Genomic DNA, 25,062 nt, shown 5'->3' on the forward strand with positions numbered 1-25,062 from the left:
GGATCGATGGGGATCCTCGCGCAGCTGACCGCAACGGGGCTGGTCAACGGCATGATCTACGCGCTCGTCGCGTTCGGGTTCATCGCCGTCTACCGCGTCACCAACGTGGTGAACTTCGCCCAGGGCGAGTTCCTGATGGTCGGCGGGTTCGTGGCGCTCGTCCTCCACCAGGTCGGACTGCCCTGGCCGATCGTGCTGCTGGGTGGGGTGGCCACGACAGCTCTGCTGGGTGCGGTGGTCCACCGCGTCGCCCTGCAGCCCGCCGGGCGCGGCGCCAGCGTCGAATCACTGGTGATCATCACGATCGGGGTGTCGTTCCTGCTGCGCGGGGTCGCGCAGCTGATCTGGGGATCCGATCCGCTGCCCGTGCCGCCGTTCACCGGCGGCGAGCCGATCAGCATGCTCGGGTTCTCCCTCCCGCCGCAGGCGCTGTGGATCCTGCTGTTCGGACCGATCGTGGCGGCACTGCTCTGGCTGTTCTTCACCCGCACGACGCTGGGGCTGTCGCTGCGGGCGTGCGCGGAGAACCGCTCGGGGGCCGATCTCGTCGGCATCGACGGCTGGCGGATGGGCCGGGTGGCGTTCGCGCTGGGTTGCGGCCTGGCCGGGCTCGCGGGAGTGCTGCTCACGCCGCTGTCGTTCGTCTCGTTCAGCGTCGGCGTGCTGCTCGGGTTCAAGGGCTTCACCGCGGCGATCCTCGGCGGGCTGCGCAGCTTCCCCGCCGCCGCGGCGGGCGGCCTGCTGCTCGGTCTGCTGGAGTCCTACTCGGCCGGTTACCTGTCCTCGGCGTACCGCGACGTGGTGACGTTCGTCGTGCTGCTCGTGGTGCTGCTGGTGCGGCCGCAGGGGTTCGTCCGCGGCGGCCGGGCGACGCACGCGGCGACCGAGACCACGTCGATGACCGACGTCCTGTCGGGCTCGGCGGGTCTGCGCCGCAACCTGCCGGGGCTGGTCGCGGTCGCCGCAGCGGTCGCCGTGATGCCGCTGGTGCTGTCCCGCGCGACGCTCGCCGCGTTCGTCTTCGCCGGACTGATCGCGATGGTGGCCGTCGGCGTGGTGCTCCTGCTCGGCTACGCGGGGCAGATCTCGCTCGGGCACGCGTCGCTGATGGGAGTGGGTGGATACGCCTCGGCATTCCTCACGATGAAGGCGGGCTGGCCGCCGCTAGCCGCACTGCTGGTGGGCGTGGTCGTCGCGTGCGTCATCGCCTGGGCGATCGCGCGCATCATCTTCCGGTTCGAGGGCTTCTACCTGGCCATGGCCACGCTCGGCCTCACCATCATCTTCACCGTCGTCGCCACCCAGTGGACGTCGGTGACGGGTGGGTCCAACGGGGTCCCGGGTATCCGGCCGTTCTCGATCGGCGGCCTCACGTTCGGCAGCACCACAGCCAACCTGTACCTCGCGTGGGGGCTGGCGCTGCTGACGGTCGTGTTCGCGCTGCAGCTGGTCAACTCCCGGTTCGGCCGCTCCATGCGGGCGATCAAGGGCAGTGAGCAGGCCGCTGTCGCGCTCGGCGTCGAGCCGGCCAGGGTGAAGCGGCAGGTGTTCGTGATCTCCGCGGCGCTCGCAGCGATCGCCGGTTCGTTGTACGTGCACTACGCGTCGCTGGCCCACCCCGGCAGCTTCGACCTGTTCCAGGCGATCAACATCCTGGTCGCGGTCGTGGTCGGCGGCATGCAGACGGTGTGGGGCGGGCCGCTCGGCGCGGTGTTCATGACGCTCGTACCCGAGTGGATCCAGCGGCTGCTGCCGGGTGCGCAGGCCGGGCAGGTCGAGCAGATCGTCTTCGGACTCGTCCTCATCGTCGTGATGGTGCTGCGCCCGGGCGGCATCACCGGCCTGGTGCGCGACGGCGCGGCCTGGGTGCGCGCCCGGCTGCGGACGCGGCGGCCAGCGCCGATGACACCGGTCGCGTTGGCCGAGGAACCCCCCGATCCGCCGCGGCGGCCCGCCGGTCCGCCCGGCCCCGTGCTGGTGCTGCAGGGCGTGGCGAAGTCGTTCGGCGGGCTGCGCGCGCTGCAGCCGCTGGACCTCACCGTCGAACGGGGCTCCATCACCGCGCTGATCGGCCCGAACGGCGCCGGCAAGACCACCGCGTTCAACTGCATCGCCGGAGCGCTGCGCCCCGACGCCGGCACCGTCGTGCTCGACGGTGAGCGGCTCGACACCGTCGCCGAGCACGACGTCGTGCGCCGCGGCTTGGTGCGCACGTTCCAGAACGTGCAGCTGTTCCGGGACATGACGGCGCTGGAGAACGTCATGGTCGGGTGCCACTCGTGGACGGGTGCCGGGCCGGTGGAGGCCGCGCTGCGGATCGGCCGGCACCGGCGCGAAGAGGCGGAGATCGTCGCCCGCGCCCGCCGCTGGCTGGCCTTCGTCGGGCTGGCCGACGTCGCCGATCGGCCGGCGGGCACCCTGCCGTTCGGGCACCAGCGGATGCTCGAGCTGGCGAGGGCCCTGGCGGCCGAGCCGTCCGTCCTGCTGCTGGACGAGCCTGCCGCCGGGCTCAACCGCATCGAGAAGGACGAGCTGGTCGGGCTGCTGCGCCGCGTACAGGGACTGGGGATCACCCTGCTGCTCGTCGAGCACGACATGACGCTGGTGATGGACCTGGCCGAACAGATCGTCGTGCTCGACCACGGGTCCGTGATCGCCCGCGGCACCCCGTCGGAGGTTCAGGCCGATCCGTCGGTCATCGAGGCTTACCTGGGGGCTCCCGCATGATCGAGTGCACCGGACTGACCGTCCACTACGGTGGGATCCAGGCGCTCCGCGAGGTCGACCTGACCGTCGCCGAGGGCGAGTTCGTGGCGCTGACCGGGGCCAACGGTGCCGGGAAGTCGACGCTGCTGCGCGCCCTGCTCGGCATCGCCCCCGTCTCCGCGGGCCGGATCAGCTTCGCCGGCACGGACGTGACGGACCTGTCCACGCGTGAACGCGTCCGGCTCGGCATGGGCCTGGTGCCGGAGGGCCGTGAGCTGTTCAGCGGCATGACGGTGGCGGAGAACCTCCTGCTGGGCGGAGTCCGGCACACCGGGTGGCGACCGGTGCCGCACGCGGCCGACCTCGACCGCGTCGTGTCCCTGTTCCCCCGGCTGGGCGACCGGATGGCGCAGGATGCGGGCACCCTCTCCGGCGGCGAGCAGCAGATGCTCGCCCTCGGCCGGGCACTGATGGGTCGGCCGACCGTGCTCATCTGCGACGAGCCCTCCACGGGACTCGCGCCGATGCTCGTCGCGGAGATCCTGGCGACGCTGCGCACCCTGTGCGACGAGGGCCTGACGGTGCTGCTCGCCGAGCAGAACGCCGTCGCGGCGCTGCGGGTGGCCGATCGCGGCTACGTGCTGGAGAACGGCGAGGTCGCGGTGCACGGCAGCGCCGAGGCGCTGCTGCACGACCCCGCTGTCCGCCGCGCCTACCTCGGGGCGGCGGCGCCGGCGTCCTCGACCGGGCCGGAGAGCGACCAAGGGATCCGGTGCGAATGCTGACCGCCGACCGCGTCGTGCTGTACATGCGTCAGGGCTGCCACGTCTGCGCCCGGGTGAAGCGCTTCCTCGTCGAGCACGACGTGCCGTTCCGCGTCCGTGACGTCGACGCCGAGCCGCTCACGCCCGACGAGCTGTGGGCGTTGTTCACGCGCAAGGCCGGCCGGTTGCGGGTGCCGTTCACCGCGCTCGACGACGGCTCCGACGTCGTGCTGGGGTACGACCCGGTGCGGCTGGAGGGTGTGTTCCTGCGGGGCGACCGCGGCGGCCACCAGTCGTCGATCCGGCTCTCCCAGGCTCGGCTGGAGGGTGGTTACGCCGATCCTGCCCGCTGGCGGACGACGGATCCGGTGGACGGCGCAGGCACGGACGCACTGACCACCCGCACCGCCACCCGCTACGTGTCCGTGGAGCGGTTCGCGACCCCACCGGGCACGCAGTTCTCCGCGGAGGTCGGGATGGCGGTGGCCGCACCGCCGGGCGCCACCGGCTGGGCTCGGCTGAACGACGAGCCGGGCGGGATCCGGTTCGGCTTCGAGGTGTCCGCGGCCGGCCTGGTCGCGGTGCACGAGCGGATCGCGCTGCCCGGCGTGACGCTGCCGGAGGAGTGCTTCGCCCACCGCGTCCTGCTCGACGGCGGGCCGGTGCCCGACGCGAGCCACCGCCTCGCCATCACCTACCGGCACGACACCGGGCTCGTCGAGTGGCACCTCGACGGGCACCGGGTCTACTGGGCGACCACTCCGAACCCGGTCGAGGGCGTGAGCCTAGACGTGGGGCTGGCGCTCGATCCGGCCGCCACCGGCCGGCCGCGGGCGCGCTGGACCGCGTGGACCGCGGCGCTGCGATGACCACCGTTTCGATCACGACTCGAGGAGCGGAACTCGATGCATTACCTGAACACCACCCGGCACCTGGCCCAACCGCCGTCGGACGAGCTGCTCGCGCAGCTGGTCTCCGAGCTGCAGGAGAAGATCGTCCCCAGTGCGTCGTCGCTGGCCGGGATGCGGTCGATCGCGTGGATGATCTCCCACGACCGGCGCACTCTGCAGGCGTTCAGCGGCTGGGACTCCCACGAGATGGTGCTGGCTGCGGAGAAGAGCCCGCAGCACGTCACGAACAGCGCCCGCATCAACGAGCTGCTGGGCGGGCTCGCCTCGCCGCAGGAGCACCACTACTACCGGCTGCTCGGCGAGTACCGCTTCGACTGACCCGCTCAGCGCAGCGCGTACAGCTCGTACACCAGCGTGCGGCCGGTGCGCACACCCTTGCCGACGGCCTGGACGTGGTTGAGCCAGGCGTAGCGCTCGTCGTCGGTCTCGAACGTCGGCGCGGTCAGGATGATCCCGCCGTCGGCCGGAGCCTTGTCGGCGCGCCCCTGGTAGGCCATGGCGATGGTGGCGCCGTCGTCGGTGCGCAGGACCAGACGGGCGTCGACGGCGACCGAGCCGTCGGCGTGGAAGCGGACCCAGTCATGGCCCGCGTGACCGACCATGCTCGCTCGCACGCGCTCACCCTCCCACCGGGCGGAGGTGGCCTCGCCGACCAGGCGGCCGCCCTGGGGTGTGTCCCGCAGCACCGTCTGGTGGTCGATCTCCACGGTGAGGGTGCCCAGCGGTTCCAGCTCGATGCTCACACGCGCTCCTCGATCGGCGCAGATTGGCTTTCCGGGAGAAGGAAACACATTCTGTTCCAAGGAAGTCAACGACGACGAAGGGATGCAGGACGTGGAGCTGGGGATCGCGGTGGCGAGCCGCAGCGGGCTCGCTGCCCAGGAGATCGCGGCCGCGGCGGCGGCGGCTGAGGAGGCGGGCCTCGCGGCGTTCGCGGTGGCTGAGCGGGTCGCGGACGGACTCGCGCTGGCTCAAGCGGCGGTGGCCGCGACGGAGCGGATCGAGATCGGCACCGCGATCGTCAACGCCCGGCTGCGCCACCCCGCGCTCGCCGCCATGACGGCGACGACGCTGCACGAGCTGTCGGGTGGCCGGTTCGTCCTCGGCCTGGGGGTCGCCAACCCGGCGCTCAACGAGGGGGCGCTCGGCCTCGACCCGGTGGATCCGGTCGGGTTCGTTCGCGAGTACGTCGCCGTCCTGCGGGCGGTGCTGGCCGGCGCCGGGGACGCGGGCGGCGGGAGCGCCGTCCCGCGGGTGCGCGGCCTCGTCCTCGACCGGCCTGCCGTAGCTGCACCGCCGGTGCACCTGGCCGCCCTGCAGCCGCGGATGCTGCGGCTCGCCGGCGAGATCGCCGACGGCGTACTGCTCAACCTGGTCACCCCGGCGAGCGTCGACGCGGCGCTGCAGCGGGTGACGGAGGGACTGCGCGCCGCCGGACGCGATCGCGGCGACCTGCGCGTTACGTGCCTCGTGCCGTGCTGCCTCGGCAGCGGGGCCGATGCCGACGCCACTGGCCGCGAGCTCGTCGTCGGCTACGCACTGCACCCCGCGGCCACCCGCCTGTTCGCGGCGACCGGCCACGGCGAGCGGATCGACGAGATCGCCCGGCTGCTGCGTGCGGGGGACCGCGCGGGCGCGCTGGCCGCCGTCGACCAGCGGATCGTCGATGACTTCCTGCTGCACGGCGACACGACCGAGCTCACCGACCGGCTGGGCCGCTACGCGGCTGCCGGAGTCGATCGAGTGCTGCTGTTCCCGATCGCGGGTGCGACCGATCCGGCCGGGTGGGCAGCGGCCGTGGAACGAACGATCGCGGCCGCTTCGGCCGCGCTGGACGAGCGGAAGGAGCGGGCACGATGACGGGCACGCTCACCTCGGCGAGGTACGAGGTGGCCGACGAGCAGGCGGTGCAGGACCTCTTCGTGCGCACCGGCTGGGGCGACGGGCTGCCCGTCGTGGCGCCGACGCCGGAGCGGGTGGAGCGGTTCGTGGCCGCGTCCGGGCGCGCCCCCGACGAGGTGGTGGGGGTGCTGCCCGAGCAGGCACGCGAACTGACGGTGGAGAAGATCGCCGTCAACGCGGTGGCCGCCGGCTGCCGCGAGGAGTACATGTCAGTGCTCCTCGCGGCGGTGCGCGCCCTCACCCGCGAGGAGTTCTGCCTGCACAGCACCACGGTGAGCGGGGCGACCGCACCCCTGTTGGTGCTGAGCGGCCCGATCGTCGAGCAGATCAACGTCAACACCTCGTACAGCGTCTTCGGCCCGGGGCACGTCGCGAACGCGACGATCGGCCGAGCAGTGCGCCTGATCCTGCAGAACCTCTGCGGCGGCGTGCCGGGTCTCTACGACAAGGCCACGTTCGGCCATCCCGGGAAGTTCAGCTACTGCATCGGCGAGAGCCGCACCGCCAACCCCTGGGAGCCGCTGCACGCCGACCGCGGCGTGCCGGCCGACGAGTCGGCGGTGACCGTGTTCGCCGGGGAGGCCCCGATCAACGCCCGCAACGACTGGTCGCACGAGCCGGGCCCGGTGCTCGCCACGATCGCCGACGCCATGCTGGTCTCGCACTACACCGGAGGCTGCGTCCTGGTCGTCCTCGGCCCCCTGCACGCCGCGATCATGGCGCGGGCCGGCATGCGCCGGGCCGATGTGCAGGCCGAGTTGTTCCGCCGCGCCCACCGCAGCGTCGCCGACCTCGTGCGGGCAGGGCGGCTGCCCCCGGACACCCCCGCACCGGCCGAGGAGCGGCGCGGTGTCGTCCGCCGCCCCGAGGACGTGCTCGTGACCGTCGCCGGCGGCGATCTCTACGGCTACTCGGCCGTCATCCCGTACTGGATCGGTGGGCACGACTCCACGCCCGTGACCGAACCCCTGCACCCACGTTCCTGACGGAGGAACCATGACCACACCACTCGTCGTGCTCGATCCGACGGCGGGGGCCGCCACCCGCTCCGTACAGCTCGTCGCGCGTCCCACCTCGTTCGCCGGCCTGTCCGTGGGCTGGCTCGACAACGGCAAGCCCAACAGCGACCGCGTACTGGCGCTGCTCGGGGAGCGCTTCGCCGACGAGGGCCACCGCGAGGACGTGGTGCGGCGCAAGCCCAACATCGGCCGGGTCGCGCCCGCCGCCTTGATCGACGAGCTGGCGAAGCGCTGTGACGTCGTGGTGACCGGCGTCGGCGACTGCGCGGGTTGCTGCTCGTGCACCGTGCAGGACGCCATCGCGCTGGAGCGCCGCGGTGTCCCCACCTACGTGGTGGTCACGAGCGAGCTGGTCACGATCGCGCGGATCGCAGCGACGGCCGCTGGGGTGCCCGAGTACCCGTTGGTGGTGGTCGACCACCCGCTGGGTGCGCTCGACCCGGGCCGGCTCGCACAGCGCGCCGTGCAGGCCCACGAGCAGATCGTGGGCTCACGATGACGGCAGCATCGACCGAGGCGACGGTCCGCGGCGAGCTGGCCGGGCGCGTCGCGATCGTCACCGGCGGCGCACAGGGCCTCGGCCGGGCCTACGCCGCGCGGCTGGCTGCGGCGGGGGCCGCCGTGGCGGTCGTGGACGTCGCGGGAGCCGCTGCGCGGGACGCCGCCGCCGAGATCGGCGAGCGGACGGGAGCAGAGGTCGGCGCACACGTCGCCGACGTCACCGACGAGGCGCAGGTGGCGGCCGCCGTGGAGGCCGTGGTGCAGCGGTGGGGCCGCATCGATGCGCTGGTCAACAACGCGGGCGGCGCCCTGTTCCCGACCGCGCCCTTCGACACGTTCTCCCGCGCCGACTGGGACCGGGTGCTGGCGGTCAACCTCACCGGGCAGTGGGTGTGCGCGGTGGCCGTCGTGCCGCACATGCGTGCGGCGGGCTACGGGAAGATCGTCAACGTCACGTCGACGACGGTGGCGAAGGGCGGCCCGGTCGGGCTCACGCCCTACACCGCCGCGAAGGCAGGCGTCATCGGGCTGACCCGCGCACTGGCCAGGGAGCTGGGCCCGGACGGCATCCGGGTCAACGCGATCGCGCCGGGCTACATCCCGGTCGCCACGCCGAAGGACGTGCACACGCCGGCCGCCGCACAGGCGCTGCGCGAGCGGGTGGTGGCCGAGCAGTGCCTGCCGGTGCTCGGGACGCCGGACGACCTGGGGCCGGTCGTGGAGTTCCTCTGCAGCGCGGACTCCGACTTCCTCACCGGACAGGTGCTCAACATCGACGGGGGATGGGTGCACAGCTGATGACCACCGTGCAGGGAACTCCACTCGAAGGCATCCGCGTCGTGGAGCTGGGCCAGCTCATCGCCGGCCCGTTCTGCGGCCAGCTGCTGGCCGACTTCGGCGCCGACGTCGTCAAGGTCGAGCCCCCCGGCGGGGGCGATCCGATGCGCCGCTGGGGCCACCAGGTCGAGGGCAAATCGCTGTCGTGGGCGGTGATCGCCCGGGGCAAGCGGTGCGTCACCGCCGACCTGCGCACCCCGGAGGGCGTCGCGACCGTCGCCCGGCTAGCCGAGCAGGCCGACGTGCTGGTGGAGAACTTCCGCCCCGGCACGCTGGAGCGGTTCGGGCTCGGCTGGGACGTGCTCTCGGCCGCCAACCCCGGGCTGGTGCTGGTGCGGGTGAGCGGGTTCGGACAGGACGGGCCGTACGCGCACCGGGCCGGCTACGGCTCGATCGGCGAGGCGATGGGCGGGCTGCGCCACCTGACCGGGGAACCGGACCGGCCGCCGAGCCGGACCGGCGTGTCCATCGGCGACCTGCTGGCCGGGATGCACGCCGCGTTCGGCGCGCTGCTGGCGCTGCAGGCTCGCTCCCGGACGGGGCGTGGTCAGGTGGTGGACGTGTCGATCTACGAGTCGGTGCTGGCCATGACCGAGGCGCTGGTCCCGGACTACGCGCTCGCCGGGGTCATCCGCGGCCGGTCCGGTGCGGTGCTGCCGGGCATCGCCCCCAGCAACGTCTACCCGACCAGGGACGGGGAGCTGCTGCTCGTCGCAGCCAACCAGGACACCGTGTTCCGCAGGTTGGCGGCCGCCATGGGCCGGCCGGAGCTGGACACCGATCCCGACTACGCGACGCACGCCGCCCGGGGTGCGCACCAGCAGCAGCTGGACGAGTTGATCGCGGACTGGACGAGCGGGCTGCCGGCCGAGGAGGTGCTGGCGCGGCTGGACGAGCACGCCGTGCCCGCGGGGCGCGTCTACACCGCGGCCGACATGCTGGCCGATCCGCACTTCCAGGCACGGGCCAGCATCATCGAGGTGCCCGACGACGTGCTGGGCACGGTTCCGATGCAGGCGGTGGCGCCGCGGCTGAGCGAGACCCCGGGCCGGGTGCGGTGGACCGGCCCGGAGCTGGGAGCGCACCAGGCCGAGGTGGTCGACGACCTGCCGGTGGAGCGGGACGCGTCGTGAGCGCGCCCACCGTCGAGATCGTCGAGGTGGCACTGCGCGACGGGCTGCAGAACGAGCCCGTGGTGCTCCCGACGGCGGACAAGCTGCGACTGCTGGACGGTCTGCTGGCCGCGGGAGCGCGGCGGCTGGAGATCGCCTCGTTCGTGCATCCGCGCCTGGTGCCGGCGATGGCCGATGCTGAGGCGGTACTGGCCGGTGCCCGCCGCCTCCCGGGGGTCACCTACGCCGGGCTCGTGCTCAACCGGAGGGGCCTCGAGCGCGCCCTCGCGGCGGGTGTGGACGAGATCGACGTCGTGGTGTGCGCCTCCGACACGTTCAGCAGACGCAACCAGAACGCCGGCACCGAGGAGTCGATGGCGGAGGCGCTCGAGATCGTCGCGGACGCCCGGGCAGCGGGGCTGGCCGCTACGGTCACGATCGCCACGGCGTTCGGCTGTCCGTTCGAGGGGGAGATCGATCCGGCGCGGGTGCTGGGGCTGGCCCGGCGCGCACTGGACGCCGGCGCCGGGGAGATCGCCTTCGCCGACACGATCGGCTGCGGGGTCCCCGACCAGGTGGCCCACCTGGCATCGGCGGTGCGGGAGTGGGGGAACCCAGCCGGTCTGCGGTTCCACTTCCACAACACGCGCAACACCGGATACGCGAACGCCTGGGCCGCCGTGGAGCACGGGGCGACCGCGCTCGACGCGAGCGTGGGCGGGATCGGTGGCTGTCCCTTCGCGCCGCGGGCCACGGGCAACGTCGCCACCGAGGACCTCGCGTACCTCCTGGCCCGCAGCGGGCTGGCGACCGGACTCGACCTCGACGCGCTCTGCGCCCTGTCGGGCACGGTCGGGGAGCTGCTCGGCAAGCAGGTGCCCGCGCTGCTGCCGAGGGCCGGCACGTTCCCCCCGAGCCGGGTCGACGTACCGTGACCGCGACCCGGGGACGAACGGGATCGTTGCACCTCATCGCGGGGGGACTAGGGGAGGGCGGTGGGCCGTGGCCAAGGCTGCAGAGTCTGCGTACGCCGCGATCAGGGCGGGCATCCTGTCGGGGGAGCTCGCGCGCGGCGAGCGTCTGCGCGAGGAGATCCTGGCGGAGCGGATCGGTGTGTCGCGCACTCCCGTCCGCGAGGCCCTGCGCCGGCTCAACGCGGAGGGACTGGTCGACTTCGAGCCCAACCGCGGGGCGCGTGTGGCCGCGTGGAGCGAGCGCGAGCTGGAGGACCTCTACGAGGCCAGGGCGCTGCTCGAGGGGTACGGGGCGCGACTGGCCGCCAGCCGGATCACGGAGGAGGAGCTCGATCACCTCGCCGCGATCGCCAGCCGCATGTCGGCCATCGCGGTCACCGACCCGGCGCGCGCCGACGAGATGACGGCGCTCAACGGCGAGTTCCACCGCACGATCGTGAAGGCCTCGCGCAACGCCCAGATCGACTCCCTGGTGCGCGGGCTGATGGAGCGTCCGCTGATCTACCGCACCTTCCAGCACTACTCGCCGGAGCGGATGAGCGCCAGCCAGCGCCACCACAACGAACTCGTCGACGCGCTGCGGGCTCGTGACGGCGCGTGGGCCGAGGCGCTCATGCGGGCGCACATCCTGGCCGCACGCTCGACCGTGGTCGAGTCGACGCGCGCGGCCGAGGACGGCCAGGCCGACGCAGTGCATACAAACATGAGCTGACTGCTGCAACGGCGGAAGCTCTTTCCGTGCTACGGAATCGCTTCGTACGGCGGGGACGACCCCGTCGTAGCCCCGCCACGCCTTGGAGCTGCTACAACTTCGTGTGTACAAGTCCCGTCGAGGCAGGCCGTTTCTCGTGAGGTTCGAGCAATTGCATCTTGCGCTGACCTCTGATTGCGTACAAACTCCGTCCATCGCTCGTGAGACATCGCCGAGGAGCCCGTCCATGCGCATCCCTCAGTCGTTCAACCACGTGGCCATGCCGACCAACAACACGGCCGAGACCTACCGCTTCTACACGGAGGTGCTGGGCTTCCGGCTCCTGTCGGCCGTCCGGGAGGACGTCGTGCCCTCGACCGGCGACAGGACTCCCTTCCTGCACACCTTCTTCGGCCTCGAGGACGGCTCGTGCATGGCGTTCTTCGAGGTCGAGGGCCAGTCCTACGCCGGGCGCGACGACGGCGTGCCCTCCTGGATCCGCCACTTCGCGATGAACGTCGACAGCGAGGAGGAGCTGCTCGCCTGGAAGGAGCGCCTCGAGTCGCACGGTGTCGAGGTGCGAGGCGTGGTCGACCACGAGGGCATCTGGCAGTCGCTGTACTTCTTCGACCCCAACGGGCTGCGTCTGGAGTTCACGTGGCAGCGCCGCCCGCTCACCGAGGACGATCACCGCCGCGGGGAGGAGCTCGTCCAGCAGTGGATCGCCGAGCACTCCGACGTCTCGGCCTGATCCACCGCACCGGCCGCCCCCGCGGCCCGCAGTCCCCCACGTTCTCGTGCAGAGTCGCACGGTCCCGCAGGGCGGGGCCACAGGAAAGGACGTCAGGATGCTTCGAGGAGGACGCGCTGCTGTCGTCCTCGCCGCGGCGCTCGCCCTCACGGCGTGCGGCGGCGGCGGGGAGCCGGGCGGCGGAGAGCCCGGTGGCGGTGTCTACCGCATCGGTGTCGTCACCAGCTCCACCGGGCCGTTCGCGGCCAACCACACGACGATGGTCGCCGGCGCCGAATACGCCGTGAAGGTGCTCAACGAGAACGGCGGCATCAACGGCAACAAGGTCGAGCTGGTCACCGTCGACGGGCAGAACAACCCCACCAGCCTCGCCACCCTCATCCCGCAGCTGGCGACCCGGGACCAGGTCTACGCGATCGTCGGGCCCGTCGACAGCGCGGGCTGCGAGATCGCCTGTGCCACGGCCAACAAGCTCGAGGTGCCGATCGTGAGTCCCGGGGCCGGGCGGCCCGGGGTGCTCGCGAACTCGCGGCCGTACGGCTTCACGCTGGCTCAGCCGGACGCCGCCAACAGCACCGCTGTGCTCAGCAAGGCCATCCGCGACCTGGGCTTCACGACCGCCGCCATCATCACCGACGAGGCCAACGCCACGACGAAGGCGCAGGCCGACCTGTTCACGCAGATCTTCGCCGACACCGGCGTGCAGGTCGTGCAGCGCGCCACCTTCGCCTCCGGCGACTCGAGCTTCGCCTCGCAGATCACCTCGATCGCCGCCGCGGATCCGGACGTGCTCGCCCTGGCCGCCGGACCCGACGACGCGGGCCGCATCGCCCGCGAGGCGCGCAGCCAGAAGCTGCGCGCCACGTTCCTGGGCACCGGGGCCCTGCAGTCCGGTGGTTCCGCCTACGTCGCGGCCGGCGGTGAGGCGACCGAGGGCACCATCGCCGCGGCTCAGTACGACCCGCACAGCTCGAACCCCGTGGCGGCGCCGCTGCTGGAGAAGGCGCAGGCCGACACCGGTCAGGCCGACATCCCGCTGAACTTCGCCTACGCCTTCGACGCCGTGAACATGGTCGCGACGCTGATCAAGGAGAAGAACCTCGCCCCCGACGGCACCGACATCGCGAACGCGCGCCGGCAGATCCAGGAGGGGCTGAACGCGATGGACCGCTACGTCGGGATGGCCGACGTCACGACGTTCGCCGAGGACGGCACGGCGGAGCGTCCGCAGCTGCGGTCGGTCGTGCAGGGCGGCAAGTTCGTGATCGACAAGTCCGCGAGCTGATGCTCGGTCAGCAGCTGTTCAACGGGGTGTTGCTCGGCGCGACGTTCGCCCTCGTCGCGCTGGGCTTCAACCTGGTGGTCGGGGCGATGGACCGGCTGAACTTCGCGCTCGGCGAGACCGCGATGGTGAGCGCGGTGGTCGGCGCGGTCCTGATGGAGACCGGCCTGCCGTTCGCGGTGGCGTTCCTCGCCGCGATCGCCACCGGAGGGCTGCTCGCCGTGATCGTCTACGTGGCGTCGTTCCGGTACGTCTCCGACCGCTTCCCGACCGCGTCGATCCTGTCCAGCCTGGGGATGGGTCTGGTGCTCACCGCGGTGGTGGTCAAGGTGTTCGGCAGCGACCAGCGCTCGGTGCCCGACGTGCTCGCCGGGGTGGACCTCGATCTCGGGCTGTTCCGCGTCTCCGGCGCCCAGCTGGTGATCATCGTGCTCGCCGCGCTGATGACGGTTGGGCTGTACGTGTTCCTCGACCGGACGGTGTGGGGCACCGCCATCCGCGGCGTCTCCGACGATCCGACGATGGTGGCGCTGCTCGGCGTGCCGGTGCAGCGGGTCATCCTGCTGACGTTCACCCTCTCCGGGGTGCTCGCCGGTGCAGCGGGCCTGCTCACCGGGCTCGCGTACCACTCGGTCAGCCCGTTCGACGGGTTCACCTCGACCCTCACCGCGCTGATGGTGATCGTGCTCGGCGGGCTGGGCAGCGTGACCGGTGGGGTGATCGCCGCGCTGGTGATCGGGGTCCTGCAGACGCTCACGGTCGCCTACCTCTCGGCAACTCTGCGGGACCTCATCGTGTTCGTGCTGGTCGGGATCGTGCTGCTGGTACGGCCGCAGGGGCTGTTCGGGCGCAACGCCGGTGTGCTGGAGCGGGTGTGATGTCGCCTTACGCGGAAGCCGTCCTGCTGCAGGTCGGCATCAACGTGCTGCTGGCGCTGGGCTACTGGATCGCCGTGTCGACGGGCAAGTACTCGTTCGGCCACGCCGCCTTCATGGCCATCGGGGCGTACGCAGCGTCGATGCTCACGCTCAACTTCGCCTGGCCGCTGCCGGTGGCGATGCTCGTCGCTGCCGTCGTCGCCGCGGTGGCCGGGGCGGTGATCGGCTGGATGGCGCTGCGGCTGTCGCTGCTCTACCTGGCCATCATCACCTTCATCTTCGGGCAGCTCGTCGAGCTGCTGTTCGCGCAGTGGGACTACGTCGGCGGCGCGACCGGCATGATCGGGATGACCGGCACCACGCTGACCCTCGTGTACAGCTCGATCGCCGTCGTCGTGGTGTACCTGGTGCTGCTCACCCGGTCGAGGCTCGGTCTCGCGTACGCCGCGATCCGCGAGGACGAGCGCGCGGCCACGGCGTCCGGCCTGCGCATCACCCGCATCGCGGTAGGTGCGTTCGCGGCGTCCGCGGCCGTCACCGGAGTGGCGGGGGCCCTCGCCGCGCACCAACTGATGATCATCACGCCGTCGCTGTTCGGGCCGCAGCAGGCCTTGCTGATCATCCTCTACTGCGTGCTCGGCGGAGTGCAGTACTTCTGGGGTGCCGCCGTCGGCGCGATCGTGCTGAGCGTGCTGCCCATCTGGTTCGAGTGGCTCAACGACTGGTACATGATCGTCTACGGGCTCCTGTTCGTCGTGCTCATGATCGTGCGGCCGCAGGGGCTCATCGGACGCTCGGAGCGGTCCGGCGGTGGCCCGCTGCTGCGGCGCCTGCGCCGGGACGGGGCCGTCGCGGTGGAGCGGGAGCGTGAGCCCGTTGGCTGAGCTGTTGCGCGTCACCGCGGTGACGAAGCGCTTCCAGGGGGTCGAGGCACTCGCCGACATCGACCTCGCGGTGCAGGAGGGCACCGTCCACGGCGTGGTCGGGCCCAACGGCGCGGGGAAGACCACGCTGCTCAACGTGATGTCGGGCTACGTGCGCCCCGACGCAGGCCGGATCGAGCTCGCCGGGCGCGACATCACCCGGCTCACCCCGCAGCTCCGCGTCCCGCTCGGCCTGGTGCGAACGTTCCAGAACATCCGGCTCTACGGGGGACTGACGGTCCTGGAGAACGTCCTGCTCGGGCAGCACACCCGCGCGCGCACCGGTCTCCGGTCGCTGTGGCCGTTCCCCACACCGCAGGAGCGAGCCCTGCGGGCCGAGGCCGAGGCCGCCCTCGAGCTGTTCGAGTTGGCTCCCTACCGGTCACGCCGGGCGGCTGAACTGCCGTACGGGCTGCAGAAGCAGCTGGAGATGGCGCGCGCCATGGCGGCCCGCCCGCGGGTGCTGCTGCTCGACGAGCCGGCCGCCGGCATGACCACCGACGGGCGGCACGCGCTCGTCGAGCGTCTGCACGAGCTGCGCGGGCAGGGCCTGACCATCGTCGTGGTCGAGCACGACATGGACGTGATCGCCAAGGTCTGCGACCACGTCACGGTGCTCAACTTCGGCCGCACGCTGACCGAGGGACCGCCCGCCGTCGTGCTGGCGGGCGACGAGGTGAGGACGGCTTACCTTGGTACCTGAGCAGGGACACGAGGTGCTCCGCGTCGACGGCCTGCGGGCCGGCTACGGACGCATCACCGGCGTCGACGACGTGAGCCTGGTCGTGCGGCCCGGCGAGCTGGTGGCGATGCTCGGGCCCAACGGTGCGGGCAAGAGCACCGTGCTGCGTGCGCTGTCCGGCATGATCACGCCCTGGGCCGGCAAGGTCCTGCTCGACGGCCGCGACGTCACCGGCATGCGCAGCGACCTGCTCGTGCGGGCCGGCATGGTGCACGTGGTCGAGGGCCGCCGGGTGCTGCCGCGGCTGACCGTCGAGGAGAACCTGCGGCTGGGTGCGTTCACCCGCCGCGCGGCCGAGGCCGCCACCGCGATGGAGGAGGTGCTGACCCGTTTCCCGCGGCTCGCCGACCGGCGCACGCAGAAGGCGGGCACCCTCTCCGGCGGCGAGCAGCAGATGCTCGTGATCGGCCGTGCCCTGATGGCCCGCCCACGGCTGCTGCTGCTCGACGAGCCGTCGCTCGGCCTGTCGCCGCTGCTCGTCTCGGAGGTGTTCGAGCTGATCAGGGGGCTCGCCGCGGAGGGGCAGACCGTGCTGCTCGTGGAGCAGAACGTGGTGCAGGGCCTGCGCGTCGCCGACCGCGGCTACGTGCTGGCAGCCGGCCGCGTGACCGGGGAGGGCAGCGCTGCGGAGCTGCTCGCCGACACCGCACTCGTCCGCAGCTACCTGGGATCGGAGGGGAGCTCGTGACCACGACCGTCGTGCGCGACCGGTTCGTCGGCAAGTCGGTGATCGTCACCGGTGCCGCGTCGGGCATCGGGCGGGAGACCGCGCGGCGGTTCGCCCGCGAGGGCGCTCGCGTCACCGTGGCCGACATCGACGAGCGGGGCGGCGCGGAGACCGTCGCGCTCATCGAGGCGGAGGGCGGCACCGCCCGGTTCGCCGCTACCGACGTCACCGATCCCGACGCCGTGCAGGCGATGGTCGACGGCGCCGTCGCCGCGTACGGCCGGCTGCACGTGCTGCACAACAACGCCTACTGGGCGCCGCTGGGCCGCTCGGTGGTCGACACGTCGATGCAGGAGTGGGACCGCGCCATCGCCACGACGCTGACCAGCGTGTTCCTCGGCTGCAAGGCGGCCATCCCGCACATGGTGGAAGCCGGTGGCGGCACGATCGTCAACACCGCGTCGACGTCGGGGCTCGCGGCCACGCCGACCTTCGCGGCCTACATCGCGGCCAAGGGCGGCGTGGTGGCGCTGACCCGCTCGGTGGCCTTCGACTTCGGCCGCCAGGGCATCCGCTGCAACGCCGTCGCACCCGGACTGATCAAGGGCACGGCCGCCACCGAACCGGTGTTCGCCGATCCGGAACGGCTCGCGTTCCTCAACAGCAAGCTGGTGATGGGACGGCCCGGCGAGCCCACCGACATCGCCAACGCCGTGCTCTTCCTCGCCAGCGACGAGTCGGCGTTCATGACCGGCCAGACGATGGTCGTCGACGGCGGCCGGCTCATCTCCTGACCCTGGATTGGAGACCAACGACCGTGGTGGAACTGCTCGGCATCCCGATGATCGCGAGCGCGAGCATCGACGTCTACTCCGGTGTCTCGCGCATCGCCGGCAAGGTCTGGGGCTCCCTGCACCGCGCGCCGGGGGGCTCGAAGACCGTCGTCGCCGTCGTGCACCCGAGCTCGAACTTCCTCGGCCACTACCTGCTGCCGCACCTGGCCGAGCGCGGCATCGACGCGGTCGGGCTCAACACCCGCTACATCGGCAACGACAGCACGCTGCTCATGGAGAACTGCGTGCTGGACATCGGCTCCGCCGTGCGGTTCCTGCGCGAACGCGGCTACGAGAAGATCGTGCTCGGCGGCAACTCCGGCGGTGGCGGACTCACCGCGCTCTACCAGAGCCAGGCCGAATCGCCCACGATCACCAGCACCCCGGCCGGCGACCCGCCCGACCTGACGAAGGCCGATCTCCCACCCGCCGACGGGTTGCTGCAGCTGATGGCGCACCCGGGGCGCGCGATCGTCTACACGGAATGGCTCGACCCGGCGATCGTCGACGAGCACGATCCGCTGCGCCGCGATCCCGAACTCGACCTGTTCGACCCGCGGAACGGTCCGCCGTTCTCGGCTGAGTTCCTGCAGCGCTACCGGGAGGCTCAGCTCGCCCGCAACCGGCGCATCACCGCGTGGGTGCGTGATCAGCTCGCCGCGCTCGCGAAGGACCCAGACGGCGTGCAGGACCTGCCCTTCGTGGTGCACGGCACGACCGCCGACCCGCGGTTCGTCGACGTCACCATCGATCCGTCCGACCGGGTCGCCGGCACCATGTGGGGCCCGGCGAAGCAGGCCAACATGATCCCCGCCGGGCTGGGTCACCACACCAGCCTGCGCTCCTGGCTGAGCCAGTGGAGCATCGACGACTCGAACTGCGACGGCCCGTACCACCTGGGTCGCACATCGGTTCCGACGATGGTCATGTACGGCACCGCCGACCAGGTCTGCTTCCCGGCGCACGCCCGCGCCATCTACGACGCGGTGCCGCACGACCGCAAGGAGCTGGTCGCCGTCGAGGGTGGGTCGCACTACCTGCAGGGTCAGCCCGAGCTGGTCGCCTGGGTGGCGGATCGCGTCGTCACCTGGCTCGAGCAGAACGACCTGCGCCGATGATGCTGCACCCGGACTTCGCCGACGTGCCCTGCACCCCGGGCGAGATGCACATCACCGGTCGGCACGATGCGTTCGACTTGATCAACCTCGTCGCCTTCGGGGGTGCTGCGGACCGGCCCACGCACGTGCCGGCGCAGCTGGGCGACCTCGGCCCGGCCGTGATCTGGGAGTCCACCGGGGCGGCCGACCAGTTGCCCTTCTGGAACACCAACCACGACGGTGACGCGTACCTCTACCTCGTGCACGGCAGCGTCCGCGTCGAGTTCAAGGAGACCGAGGGCGAACGGCGCTACGGCCACTACCTGGCCAGGACCGGCGATCTCTTCCGGCTCCCAGCGGGGATCGCGCACCGCACGTTCTCCGGTGACGGGCGGCGGCGCATCACGCTGGAGGTGCTGCCCCGCAACCCGTTCTGGGCCGATCTGGGCGCGCACCCCGTCGAGCCCGATCCCAGCGGACGGGTGGGCGGCTTCACCTTCACGGCGGAGGGCGAGCACATCGTGGTCACCACGCCGGCCGGGCGCCTGCCGCACCCGCGGGAGATGTTCCTGAGGGCCGCCCGGGCGCTCGTCGCCTACGAGATGCACCTCGGCACGAACGAGCTCGACGGCGGCCTCGTCGTTCACGACCTGGGCGAGGAGGTCGAGCTGAAGGCCGGCGGGTACGTGGAACGGCTGCCGCGCCGCGACGTGCTCGCGGTGTTCGCCGGACTGCCGCAGCTCGGCACCCGATGACCGACCCAGGGGGACGGATGGACGACCCGGCCGATCTGACCACCGTGCTGGCCGACGTGCGTCGCGGCATGATCCCGGCACACGTCTACAACGACGAGGAGATCTTCCGGCTGGAGGCGCAGCGGATCTTCGCCCGCAGCTGGGTGTTCCTCGCACACGAGTCGGAGATCCCGGCACCCGGCGACTACGTGGTGCGCCGCATCCTCGATGACTCGTTCATCGTCGTGCGCGACGAGCACGGCGCGGTGCACGCTCTGTTCAACATGTGCTTGCACCGGGGCATGCAGGTGTGCCGGGCCGAACTGGGCAACGCCTCGCACTTCCGGTGCCCGTACCACGGGTGGTCCTACCGCAACGACGGACGGTTGGTCGGACTGCCTTTCCACCGCGAGGCCTACGGCGGGGACGCCGGGTTCCGCCGTTCGGATCAGCGTCTGCTGCCGGCCCCGGCGCTCGACACCTACAACGGCCTGGTTTTCGCCAGCCTCGACCCGGACGCGCCGCCGCTGCGGGAGTTCCTCGGCGACTTCGTGTTCTACCTGGACTACTACACCCGGCAGAGCCCGAGCGGCATCGAGCTGCGCGGCCCGCAGCGCTGGCGGATCAAGGCCAACTGGAAGATCGGCGCCGAGAACTTCGCCGGCGACATGTACCACACGCCGCACACCCACACCTCCGTCGTGGAGATCGGGCTCTTCCGCGAACCCAAGGCGGAGAAGCGCAAGGACGGCTGCACGTACTGGGCCGGCAGCGGCGGTGGCACCACGTACAAGCTGCCGCCGGGGGACCTGCGCGAGCGGTTGCGGTACGTCGGCTACCCGGACGTCATGATCGACAAGATGCTGCGGGAATGGTCGCCCGCGCAGCGCGCTGTCATCGGTGAGGACGGGTTCATGGTCTCAGCGGCGTCGGTGTTCCCCAACCTCAGCTTCGTGCACAACTGGCCGAAGGTCGGCGAGAGCGACGATGTGCTGCCCTTCATCTCGCTGCGCCAGTGGCAGCCGGTCGGGCCCGACGAGACCGAGGTGCTGTCGTGGTTCGCCGTCGACAAGGAGGCGCCGGAGGAGTTCAAGGCGCTCTCGTACAAGGCGTACCTGATGTGCTTCGGCAGCTCCGGCATGTTCGAGCAGGACGACGTGGAGAACTGGGTGTCGCTCACCAGCACCGCGGCCGGCACGATGGCGCGTCGGCTGCTGCTCAACAGCCGGATGGGGCTGCTGGCCGACGACGAGCCCGTCGTCGCGCCGCTGGAGTGGTCCGGGGCGGGCACGGCCTACGTCGGGTACGGCGAGTACAACCAGCGCGCTCTGCTCGCGCGGTGGGCCGACTGCCTGGAGACCCCGGTGCGCACACCGTCCGCCGTCGGGTTCGGGACCGGGTCGTGACGGCCCGGCCCCTGCCGTTCGGGGACGAGCGGCACCTGCTGGTGCACCAGTGGCTGGTGGACGAGGCGTACCTGCTCGACGCCCAGGACTACGCTGCGTGGCTCGACCTGATGACCGACGATGTGCGGTACGTGATGCCGGTCCGGGTCACCACCGGTCGCGCCGCGGGCTTCGATTCCGCGCCCGGCATGGCGCACTTCGACGAGGACCGCTACTCCCTGGGCAGGCGGGTGGCCCGGTTCGCCACCGAGCACGCCTGGACCGAGGACCCGCCGTCGCGATTGCGGCACTTCGTCACCAACGTGCGCACCTTCGCCACGGATTCGGCCGACGAGCTCCTCGCGGAGTCGGCGGTGCTGCTGTTCCGCAGCCGGGGCGACGTCCGCGAGTCGGCGCTGCTCTCGGCGGGTCGGCGCGACGTGCTGCGCCGCACCGCGGCCGGGCTGCGGTTGGCGCACCGCACCATCACCGTCGACGAGTCGGTGCTGCGGATGCAGAACCTGGCGGTGTTCCTGTGAATACTGATCTCCGCCCGATCCTCGTGGGCAACGAGTTCGCGGAGGTCCGCGTCACCCGCGTGGACGGGCGGAACGGGCCCCGGCTGCGCATCGAGTCCCCGCGCAGCGGGACCGCGGTGGAGCTGTGCCCGCTGGAGCTGGAGGCCCTGACCTGGCAGGCGCCCGAGACCTTCTCGGCCATGATCGGCAAGCCGCGCGAGTCGCTCGTCGAGCCCGGTGACCGGGAGGACCCGTGACCGTATGGCTGGCGGGCCACCGGGCGCTGGTCGTCGGGGCCGGGTCGGGGATCGGCCGCGCCGTCGTCGACGCCTACCTCGCTGAGGGCGCGCACGTGGCGGTGCTGGAGCGCGACCACGCCAAGTGCGCAGCCCTGCGGCAGGCCGGGATCCCGACGGTGCAGGGCGACGCCACCACGGCCGAGGACTGCGCGGCGGGCGTGGCCGCTGCCGTCGAGGCGTTCGGCGGACTCGACGGCCTGGTGGTCTGCGTCGGCGTGTTCGACCAGTACCTCGGGGTCAGGGACCTGCCGGCGGCCGCCGTCGACGCCGCCTTCGACGAGATCTTCTCGGTGAACGTCCGCAGCTGCCTGCACGCCGTGCGCGCTGCGGTGGCGCACCTGGAACGCAGCCACGGCGTGATCACGCTGACCACGTCGACGTCGGCGCACTACCCGGGTCGCGGCGGTGTGCTGTACGTGGCCTCGAAGTTCGCCGTGCGGGGACTGGTCACCGCACTGGCCCACGAACTCGCCCCCGAGGTGCGGGTCAACGCGGTCGCTCCGGGTGGCACGCTCGGCACCGATTTCCGCGGCGCACGGGCACTCGGTCTCGGCGATGTCCGCCTCGCCGACACACCCGGCCGGGCGGAGTCGATGCGTGCCCGCACCCCGCTCGCGGTCGCGCTGGAACCGGCCGACCACGCCGGCGCCTACGTCTACCTCGCGTCACCGAGAGCACGCGGCGTCACCGGCACCGTGCTGCACTCCGACGGCGGAATGGGGGTGCGGTGACCGGGTTCGCCCAGGAACGCGCGCTGGTGGCTGCGGCCTGCCGAGTGCTGGCCGCGCGGGGACTCGCGGACGGGGTCCTCGGCCACGTCAGCCTGCGCACGGGCCCGAACACCCTGCTCGTGCGCTGCCGGGGCCCGCACGAGCGGGGCCTAGCGTTCACCGAGCCCGCTGACATCCGCCACGTCGACCTCGACGGGGCACCGGCGGGGGAGGGGGAGCTCGCCGAGCACGCTGTGCCGAACGAGTTGCCGCTGCACACGGAGGTGCTGCGGGCCCGCCCCGACGTGCAGGCCGTCGTCCACGCCCACCCGCCCGACGTCGTCGCCGCTGATCTCGCCGGGTTGAGCATCCGGCCGATCGTGGGTGCCTTCGACATCCCCGGCGCCCAGCTCGCGGCGGGCGGTGTGCCCGTCTATCCACGTGGCGTGCTGGTGCGCAACCGGCGGCTAGCGCGGGAGATGGTCGACGCGCTGGGCGACCGGCCGGTGGTGCTGCTGCGCGGCCACGGTCTGACCAGCGCTGCGGGTGGGGTGGAGCAGGCGGTGCTGCAGGCGATCAGCGTCGACCGCCTGGCCGGGCTGACCCTGCGCATCACCGCCTCCGGCGGGCGCCTGGTGGACCTGCCCGATGCGGATCTCGCCGAACTGCCCGATCTCGGGTCGGGTTTCACGGTGGCCACCGCGTGGCGTCACGAGCTGGCACGGGCAGATGTCGGCGCGGATTAGGCTGGCGGGATGAGCACGGCGCCGGCGTCCCCGGACGACCCCGGGACCTCGAAGCTCCCGCCGTCGGCGATCGAGTCGGTGGACAACGCGCTGCGCCTCCTGCTGCTCTTCGCTGAGCGCCCGCGGGTCCGGTTGACCGACGTCAGCACCTACCTCGGGGTCGCCGCCTCCACCGCGCACCGGCTGCTCACCACCCTCCAGCACCGGGGGTTCGTCCGGCAGGACGCCGTGTCTCGCGCGTACGAGCCCGGAAGCGCGCTCACCATGATCGCGGCAGCGACGCAGCAGCGGGTCGACGTGCGGGTCAGGGCCCGGCCGATCCTCGAGCGACTGCACGCCACCTACGACGAGACCGTGCACCTCGGCCGCCTCGACGGGTCCGTCGTCGAGTTCCTGGACTCGATCGAGAGCACCCGCGCAGTGCGCGTCGGTTCCCGCACGGGTCGGTCGCTGCCGGCCCACTGCACGTCGACGGGCAAGGCGATGCTCAGCACCCTCTCCACCGAGGAGCTGCACCGCCGCTACCCCGACACCGAGCTCGAGGCGCTGACCGCGCGCACGATCACCTCGCGCGACGTGCTGGAGCGGGAGCTGGCCACCGCTCGCCGGCGCGGCTACGCGACGAGCATGCAGGAGAGTGAGGACGGCGTCGCCTCGGTGGCGGTTCCCGTCGTCGGCCCGAACGGTGCGCTGTTCGCCCTCAACATCTCGATGCCGACCATCCGCATGCCCGCAGCGGTGCGGACGCGCATCGCCGCCGCGCTGCAGGAAGCGGCCGCGGAGCTGACGGAGCTGCTGCGCTGAGCACGTCGTGTGGACGGGGTCCTGCTCTGCAGAGGAGTCCGTGGGCGCGCAGCGATACCAGATGATCGCGATGAACCGCTGACCGAGCGCCGATCCGCTCGCGGGTGCCTCGCGCGGATCCTCACGGAGCGCACGCGAATACGGCTGCACCTTCCGCGCGGACCATAACTATACCGGCTGGCCGGTATAGTTATGGGTGTGCCACGACCGAGCTCCAAGGACCGGCTGCTCGACGCAGCCGCAGAGGTGCTGCTCACCGACGGCGCGGAGGCGCTCACGCTCGAGGCGGTCGCTCGTCGCGCCGGTGTCTCGAAAGGCGGGCTGTTCTACCACTTCCCGACCAAGCAGGCGCTGGTCGCCGCCATGATCGACCGGCTCGTCGGGGCGTTCGACCGGGCGCTCGAGGGGGCGGGGGAGCGGCCCGGGGACTTCCTGCGCGCGTACGTCGCGGCGACGATCCCCGAGCACCCCGATACCCAGGGGGGTGGGCCGATCGACCGCATCACCGCCGCGCTGCTGGCCGGGGTGCTGGTCGATCCCGGTGGGCTCGCGCCGCTGCGGGAGCGCTACGCCGCCTGGCAGCGCCGCCTCGCCGGCGACGGCGTCGACCCGGCGATCGCCACCGTCGTGCGGCTCGCCGTCGACGGGTGGTGGGCGGCTCGGCTGCTCGGCCTCGCTGAGCCCGGGCGCGGGCTGCACGAACAGGTCCGGCAGCGCCTGCTGGAGATGATCGACGATGGTGCGCGTTGATCCGGGACGGGCCGGCCGCCCGGGTGATCGCTTCCGTCTCACCAAGGCGCTCATGCTCGTGACCGACGCCGGCCTGGTGGTCTACTTCTCCGTCACCGGGCTCGGCCTGATCCCGCCCGAACTCGCCTTCGCCGACTACGCCGATCCGCGCATGGTCGCCTGGAACTGGTCGTTCCTCTGGCTCGACGCGATCGTGAGCGCGACCGGTCTCGCGAGCCTCGTCCTGCTGCGGCGCGGATCGCCCACGGGCGCGCCGCTCATGCTCGTCTCGCTCGTCCTCACCTCGGCGTCCGGGCTGATGGCGATCGCCTTCTGGACGCTGCGGGGCGACTTCTCCCCGCTGTGGTGGGCCCCGAACCTCTACCTGCTGGTCTTCCCGCTGCCAGCGGTCGTGCGACTGGTGCGGCGGGGCGGCCTGCAGCCGGGGCATCTGGCGGAACCGACAGGACGGGCGTGACCATCGGTGGATCCTCCCCGGGCGCTGTGCGGAGCCGGTCCATGAGGGGGCACGACCCGGTGCCGAGGG

Annotated in this window: 29 protein-coding genes; 28 read left to right on the forward strand and 1 reads right to left on the reverse strand. The window is 72.0% G+C overall.

Annotation, left to right across the window (positions count from 1 at the left end; genetic code table 11):
- Positions 1 to 6 precede the first annotated feature (6 nt).
- The 4 genes from BUE41_RS20880 to BUE41_RS20895 are packed head-to-tail and all read left to right on the forward strand — an operon-like array spanning position 7 to position 4,699.
- Positions 7 to 2,727 (forward strand): branched-chain amino acid ABC transporter permease/ATP-binding protein, encoded by a 2,721-nt coding sequence (locus BUE41_RS20880; protein WP_084755496.1) that lies wholly within the window; start codon positions 7 to 9, stop codon positions 2,725 to 2,727.
- Positions 2,724 to 3,491 carry an ABC transporter ATP-binding protein gene (locus BUE41_RS20885; protein WP_073458854.1) on the forward strand — a complete coding sequence of 256 codons (768 nt, stop codon included), beginning with the start codon at positions 2,724 to 2,726 and terminating at the stop codon, positions 3,489 to 3,491. Before BUE41_RS20880 ends, BUE41_RS20885 begins: the two co-directional genes overlap by 4 nt.
- Positions 3,485 to 4,339 (forward strand): DUF6081 family protein, encoded by an 855-nt coding sequence (locus BUE41_RS20890; protein ID WP_073458855.1) that lies wholly within the window; start codon positions 3,485 to 3,487, stop codon positions 4,337 to 4,339. The genes BUE41_RS20885 and BUE41_RS20890 overlap by 7 nt, the downstream gene beginning before the upstream one ends.
- A 36-nt stretch (positions 4,340 to 4,375) precedes the next feature.
- Positions 4,376 to 4,699, forward strand: a complete 324-nt coding sequence (locus BUE41_RS20895; RefSeq protein ID WP_073458856.1) for a hypothetical protein — start codon at positions 4,376 to 4,378, stop codon at positions 4,697 to 4,699.
- Positions 4,700 to 4,704: 5 nt separating this feature from the next.
- Here BUE41_RS20895 and BUE41_RS20900 read toward each other — a convergent pair whose 3' ends face one another.
- On the reverse strand, positions 4,705 to 5,124 hold the full coding sequence (locus tag BUE41_RS20900) for a DUF3237 domain-containing protein (RefSeq protein ID WP_073458857.1): 420 nt from the start codon (positions 5,122 to 5,124) through the stop codon (positions 4,705 to 4,707).
- 82 nt (positions 5,125 to 5,206) lie between these two features.
- On the opposite strand from BUE41_RS20900, the gene BUE41_RS20905 reads away from it, so the two are divergent.
- From BUE41_RS20905 to BUE41_RS21020, 24 genes are all read left to right on the forward strand, one after another.
- Positions 5,207 to 6,241, forward strand: a complete 1,035-nt coding sequence (locus BUE41_RS20905) for an LLM class flavin-dependent oxidoreductase (protein ID WP_073458858.1) — start codon at positions 5,207 to 5,209, stop codon at positions 6,239 to 6,241.
- Positions 6,238 to 7,269 carry a hypothetical protein gene (locus BUE41_RS20910; RefSeq protein ID WP_073458859.1) on the forward strand — a complete coding sequence of 344 codons (1,032 nt, stop codon included), beginning with the start codon at positions 6,238 to 6,240 and terminating at the stop codon, positions 7,267 to 7,269. The genes BUE41_RS20905 and BUE41_RS20910 overlap by 4 nt, the downstream gene beginning before the upstream one ends.
- A gap of 10 nt (positions 7,270 to 7,279) precedes the next feature.
- Positions 7,280 to 7,801, forward strand: coding sequence for a UGSC family (seleno)protein (locus BUE41_RS20915; protein ID WP_073458860.1), 522 nt, complete (start codon positions 7,280 to 7,282; stop codon positions 7,799 to 7,801).
- Positions 7,798 to 8,601, forward strand: a complete 804-nt coding sequence (locus tag BUE41_RS20920) for an SDR family NAD(P)-dependent oxidoreductase (RefSeq protein WP_073458861.1) — start codon at positions 7,798 to 7,800, stop codon at positions 8,599 to 8,601. Before BUE41_RS20915 ends, BUE41_RS20920 begins: the two co-directional genes overlap by 4 nt.
- Positions 8,601 to 9,773 (forward strand): CaiB/BaiF CoA transferase family protein, encoded by a 1,173-nt coding sequence (locus BUE41_RS20925; protein WP_143172278.1) that lies wholly within the window; start codon positions 8,601 to 8,603, stop codon positions 9,771 to 9,773. Before BUE41_RS20920 ends, BUE41_RS20925 begins: the two co-directional genes overlap by 1 nt.
- Entirely contained in the window at positions 9,770 to 10,687 is a 918-nt protein-coding gene (locus BUE41_RS20930) for a hydroxymethylglutaryl-CoA lyase (RefSeq protein WP_073458863.1), read from the forward strand. The genes BUE41_RS20925 and BUE41_RS20930 overlap by 4 nt, the downstream gene beginning before the upstream one ends.
- A 67-nt stretch (positions 10,688 to 10,754) precedes the next feature.
- Positions 10,755 to 11,438, forward strand: a complete 684-nt coding sequence (locus BUE41_RS20935; protein WP_073458864.1) for a GntR family transcriptional regulator — start codon at positions 10,755 to 10,757, stop codon at positions 11,436 to 11,438.
- 226 nt (positions 11,439 to 11,664) lie between these two features.
- Positions 11,665 to 12,168 carry a VOC family protein gene (locus tag BUE41_RS20940; RefSeq protein WP_073458865.1) on the forward strand — a complete coding sequence of 168 codons (504 nt, stop codon included), beginning with the start codon at positions 11,665 to 11,667 and terminating at the stop codon, positions 12,166 to 12,168.
- A gap of 97 nt (positions 12,169 to 12,265) precedes the next feature.
- A complete protein-coding gene (locus BUE41_RS20945) occupies positions 12,266 to 13,453 on the forward strand; it encodes an ABC transporter substrate-binding protein (RefSeq protein ID WP_073458866.1) in 1,188 nt (395 codons plus the stop codon).
- Positions 13,453 to 14,328 (forward strand): branched-chain amino acid ABC transporter permease, encoded by an 876-nt coding sequence (locus BUE41_RS20950; RefSeq protein WP_073458867.1) that lies wholly within the window; start codon positions 13,453 to 13,455, stop codon positions 14,326 to 14,328. The genes BUE41_RS20945 and BUE41_RS20950 overlap by 1 nt, the downstream gene beginning before the upstream one ends.
- Positions 14,328 to 15,212: a branched-chain amino acid ABC transporter permease gene (locus BUE41_RS20955; protein ID WP_073458868.1), complete on the forward strand. Its 885-nt coding sequence runs from the start codon at positions 14,328 to 14,330 to the stop codon at positions 15,210 to 15,212. Before BUE41_RS20950 ends, BUE41_RS20955 begins: the two co-directional genes overlap by 1 nt.
- Positions 15,196 to 15,954 carry an ABC transporter ATP-binding protein gene (locus BUE41_RS20960; protein WP_084755501.1) on the forward strand — a complete coding sequence of 253 codons (759 nt, stop codon included), beginning with the start codon at positions 15,196 to 15,198 and terminating at the stop codon, positions 15,952 to 15,954. The genes BUE41_RS20955 and BUE41_RS20960 overlap by 17 nt, the downstream gene beginning before the upstream one ends.
- A gap of 13 nt (positions 15,955 to 15,967) precedes the next feature.
- Complete coding sequence (locus BUE41_RS20965) at positions 15,968 to 16,681, forward strand: ABC transporter ATP-binding protein (protein ID WP_073458869.1); 714 nt, start codon at positions 15,968 to 15,970, stop codon at positions 16,679 to 16,681.
- On the forward strand, positions 16,678 to 17,454 hold the full coding sequence (locus BUE41_RS20970) for an SDR family NAD(P)-dependent oxidoreductase (RefSeq protein ID WP_084755503.1): 777 nt from the start codon (positions 16,678 to 16,680) through the stop codon (positions 17,452 to 17,454). The genes BUE41_RS20965 and BUE41_RS20970 overlap by 4 nt, the downstream gene beginning before the upstream one ends.
- A 23-nt stretch (positions 17,455 to 17,477) precedes the next feature.
- Positions 17,478 to 18,611 (forward strand): serine aminopeptidase domain-containing protein, encoded by a 1,134-nt coding sequence (locus BUE41_RS20975; protein ID WP_200804044.1) that lies wholly within the window; start codon positions 17,478 to 17,480, stop codon positions 18,609 to 18,611.
- A complete protein-coding gene (locus BUE41_RS20980; RefSeq protein WP_073458870.1) occupies positions 18,608 to 19,345 on the forward strand; it encodes a cupin domain-containing protein in 738 nt (245 codons plus the stop codon). Before BUE41_RS20975 ends, BUE41_RS20980 begins: the two co-directional genes overlap by 4 nt.
- Before the next feature lie 17 nt (positions 19,346 to 19,362).
- Positions 19,363 to 20,730 (forward strand): Rieske 2Fe-2S domain-containing protein, encoded by a 1,368-nt coding sequence (locus tag BUE41_RS20985; protein WP_073458871.1) that lies wholly within the window; start codon positions 19,363 to 19,365, stop codon positions 20,728 to 20,730.
- On the forward strand, positions 20,727 to 21,248 hold the full coding sequence (locus BUE41_RS20990) for a 3-phenylpropionate/cinnamic acid dioxygenase subunit beta (protein WP_234997450.1): 522 nt from the start codon (positions 20,727 to 20,729) through the stop codon (positions 21,246 to 21,248). The genes BUE41_RS20985 and BUE41_RS20990 overlap by 4 nt, the downstream gene beginning before the upstream one ends.
- Entirely contained in the window at positions 21,245 to 21,484 is a 240-nt protein-coding gene (locus BUE41_RS20995; protein ID WP_073458873.1) for a hypothetical protein, read from the forward strand. Before BUE41_RS20990 ends, BUE41_RS20995 begins: the two co-directional genes overlap by 4 nt.
- Positions 21,481 to 22,257, forward strand: coding sequence for a 3-(cis-5,6-dihydroxycyclohexa-1,3-dien-1-yl)propanoate dehydrogenase (gene hcaB / locus BUE41_RS21000; RefSeq protein ID WP_073458874.1), 777 nt, complete (start codon positions 21,481 to 21,483; stop codon positions 22,255 to 22,257). The genes BUE41_RS20995 and hcaB overlap by 4 nt, the downstream gene beginning before the upstream one ends.
- A complete protein-coding gene (locus BUE41_RS21005) occupies positions 22,254 to 22,982 on the forward strand; it encodes a 3,4-dihydroxyphthalate decarboxylase (protein ID WP_073458875.1) in 729 nt (242 codons plus the stop codon). The genes hcaB and BUE41_RS21005 overlap by 4 nt, the downstream gene beginning before the upstream one ends.
- Positions 22,983 to 22,991: 9 nt before the next feature.
- Positions 22,992 to 23,786 carry an IclR family transcriptional regulator gene (locus BUE41_RS21010; RefSeq protein ID WP_073458876.1) on the forward strand — a complete coding sequence of 265 codons (795 nt, stop codon included), beginning with the start codon at positions 22,992 to 22,994 and terminating at the stop codon, positions 23,784 to 23,786.
- 198 nt (positions 23,787 to 23,984) lie between these two features.
- On the forward strand, positions 23,985 to 24,536 hold the full coding sequence (locus tag BUE41_RS21015) for a TetR/AcrR family transcriptional regulator (protein ID WP_200804045.1): 552 nt from the start codon (positions 23,985 to 23,987) through the stop codon (positions 24,534 to 24,536).
- 52 nt (positions 24,537 to 24,588) lie between these two features.
- Positions 24,589 to 24,993 carry a DUF5360 family protein gene (locus BUE41_RS21020; RefSeq protein WP_073458954.1) on the forward strand — a complete coding sequence of 135 codons (405 nt, stop codon included), beginning with the start codon at positions 24,589 to 24,591 and terminating at the stop codon, positions 24,991 to 24,993.
- Positions 24,994 to 25,062: the final 69 nt, after the last annotated feature.

Origin of the sequence: Pseudonocardia thermophila, from assembly GCF_900142365.1 — a bacterium.
Taxonomy (GTDB): domain Bacteria; phylum Actinomycetota; class Actinomycetes; order Mycobacteriales; family Pseudonocardiaceae; genus Pseudonocardia; species Pseudonocardia thermophila.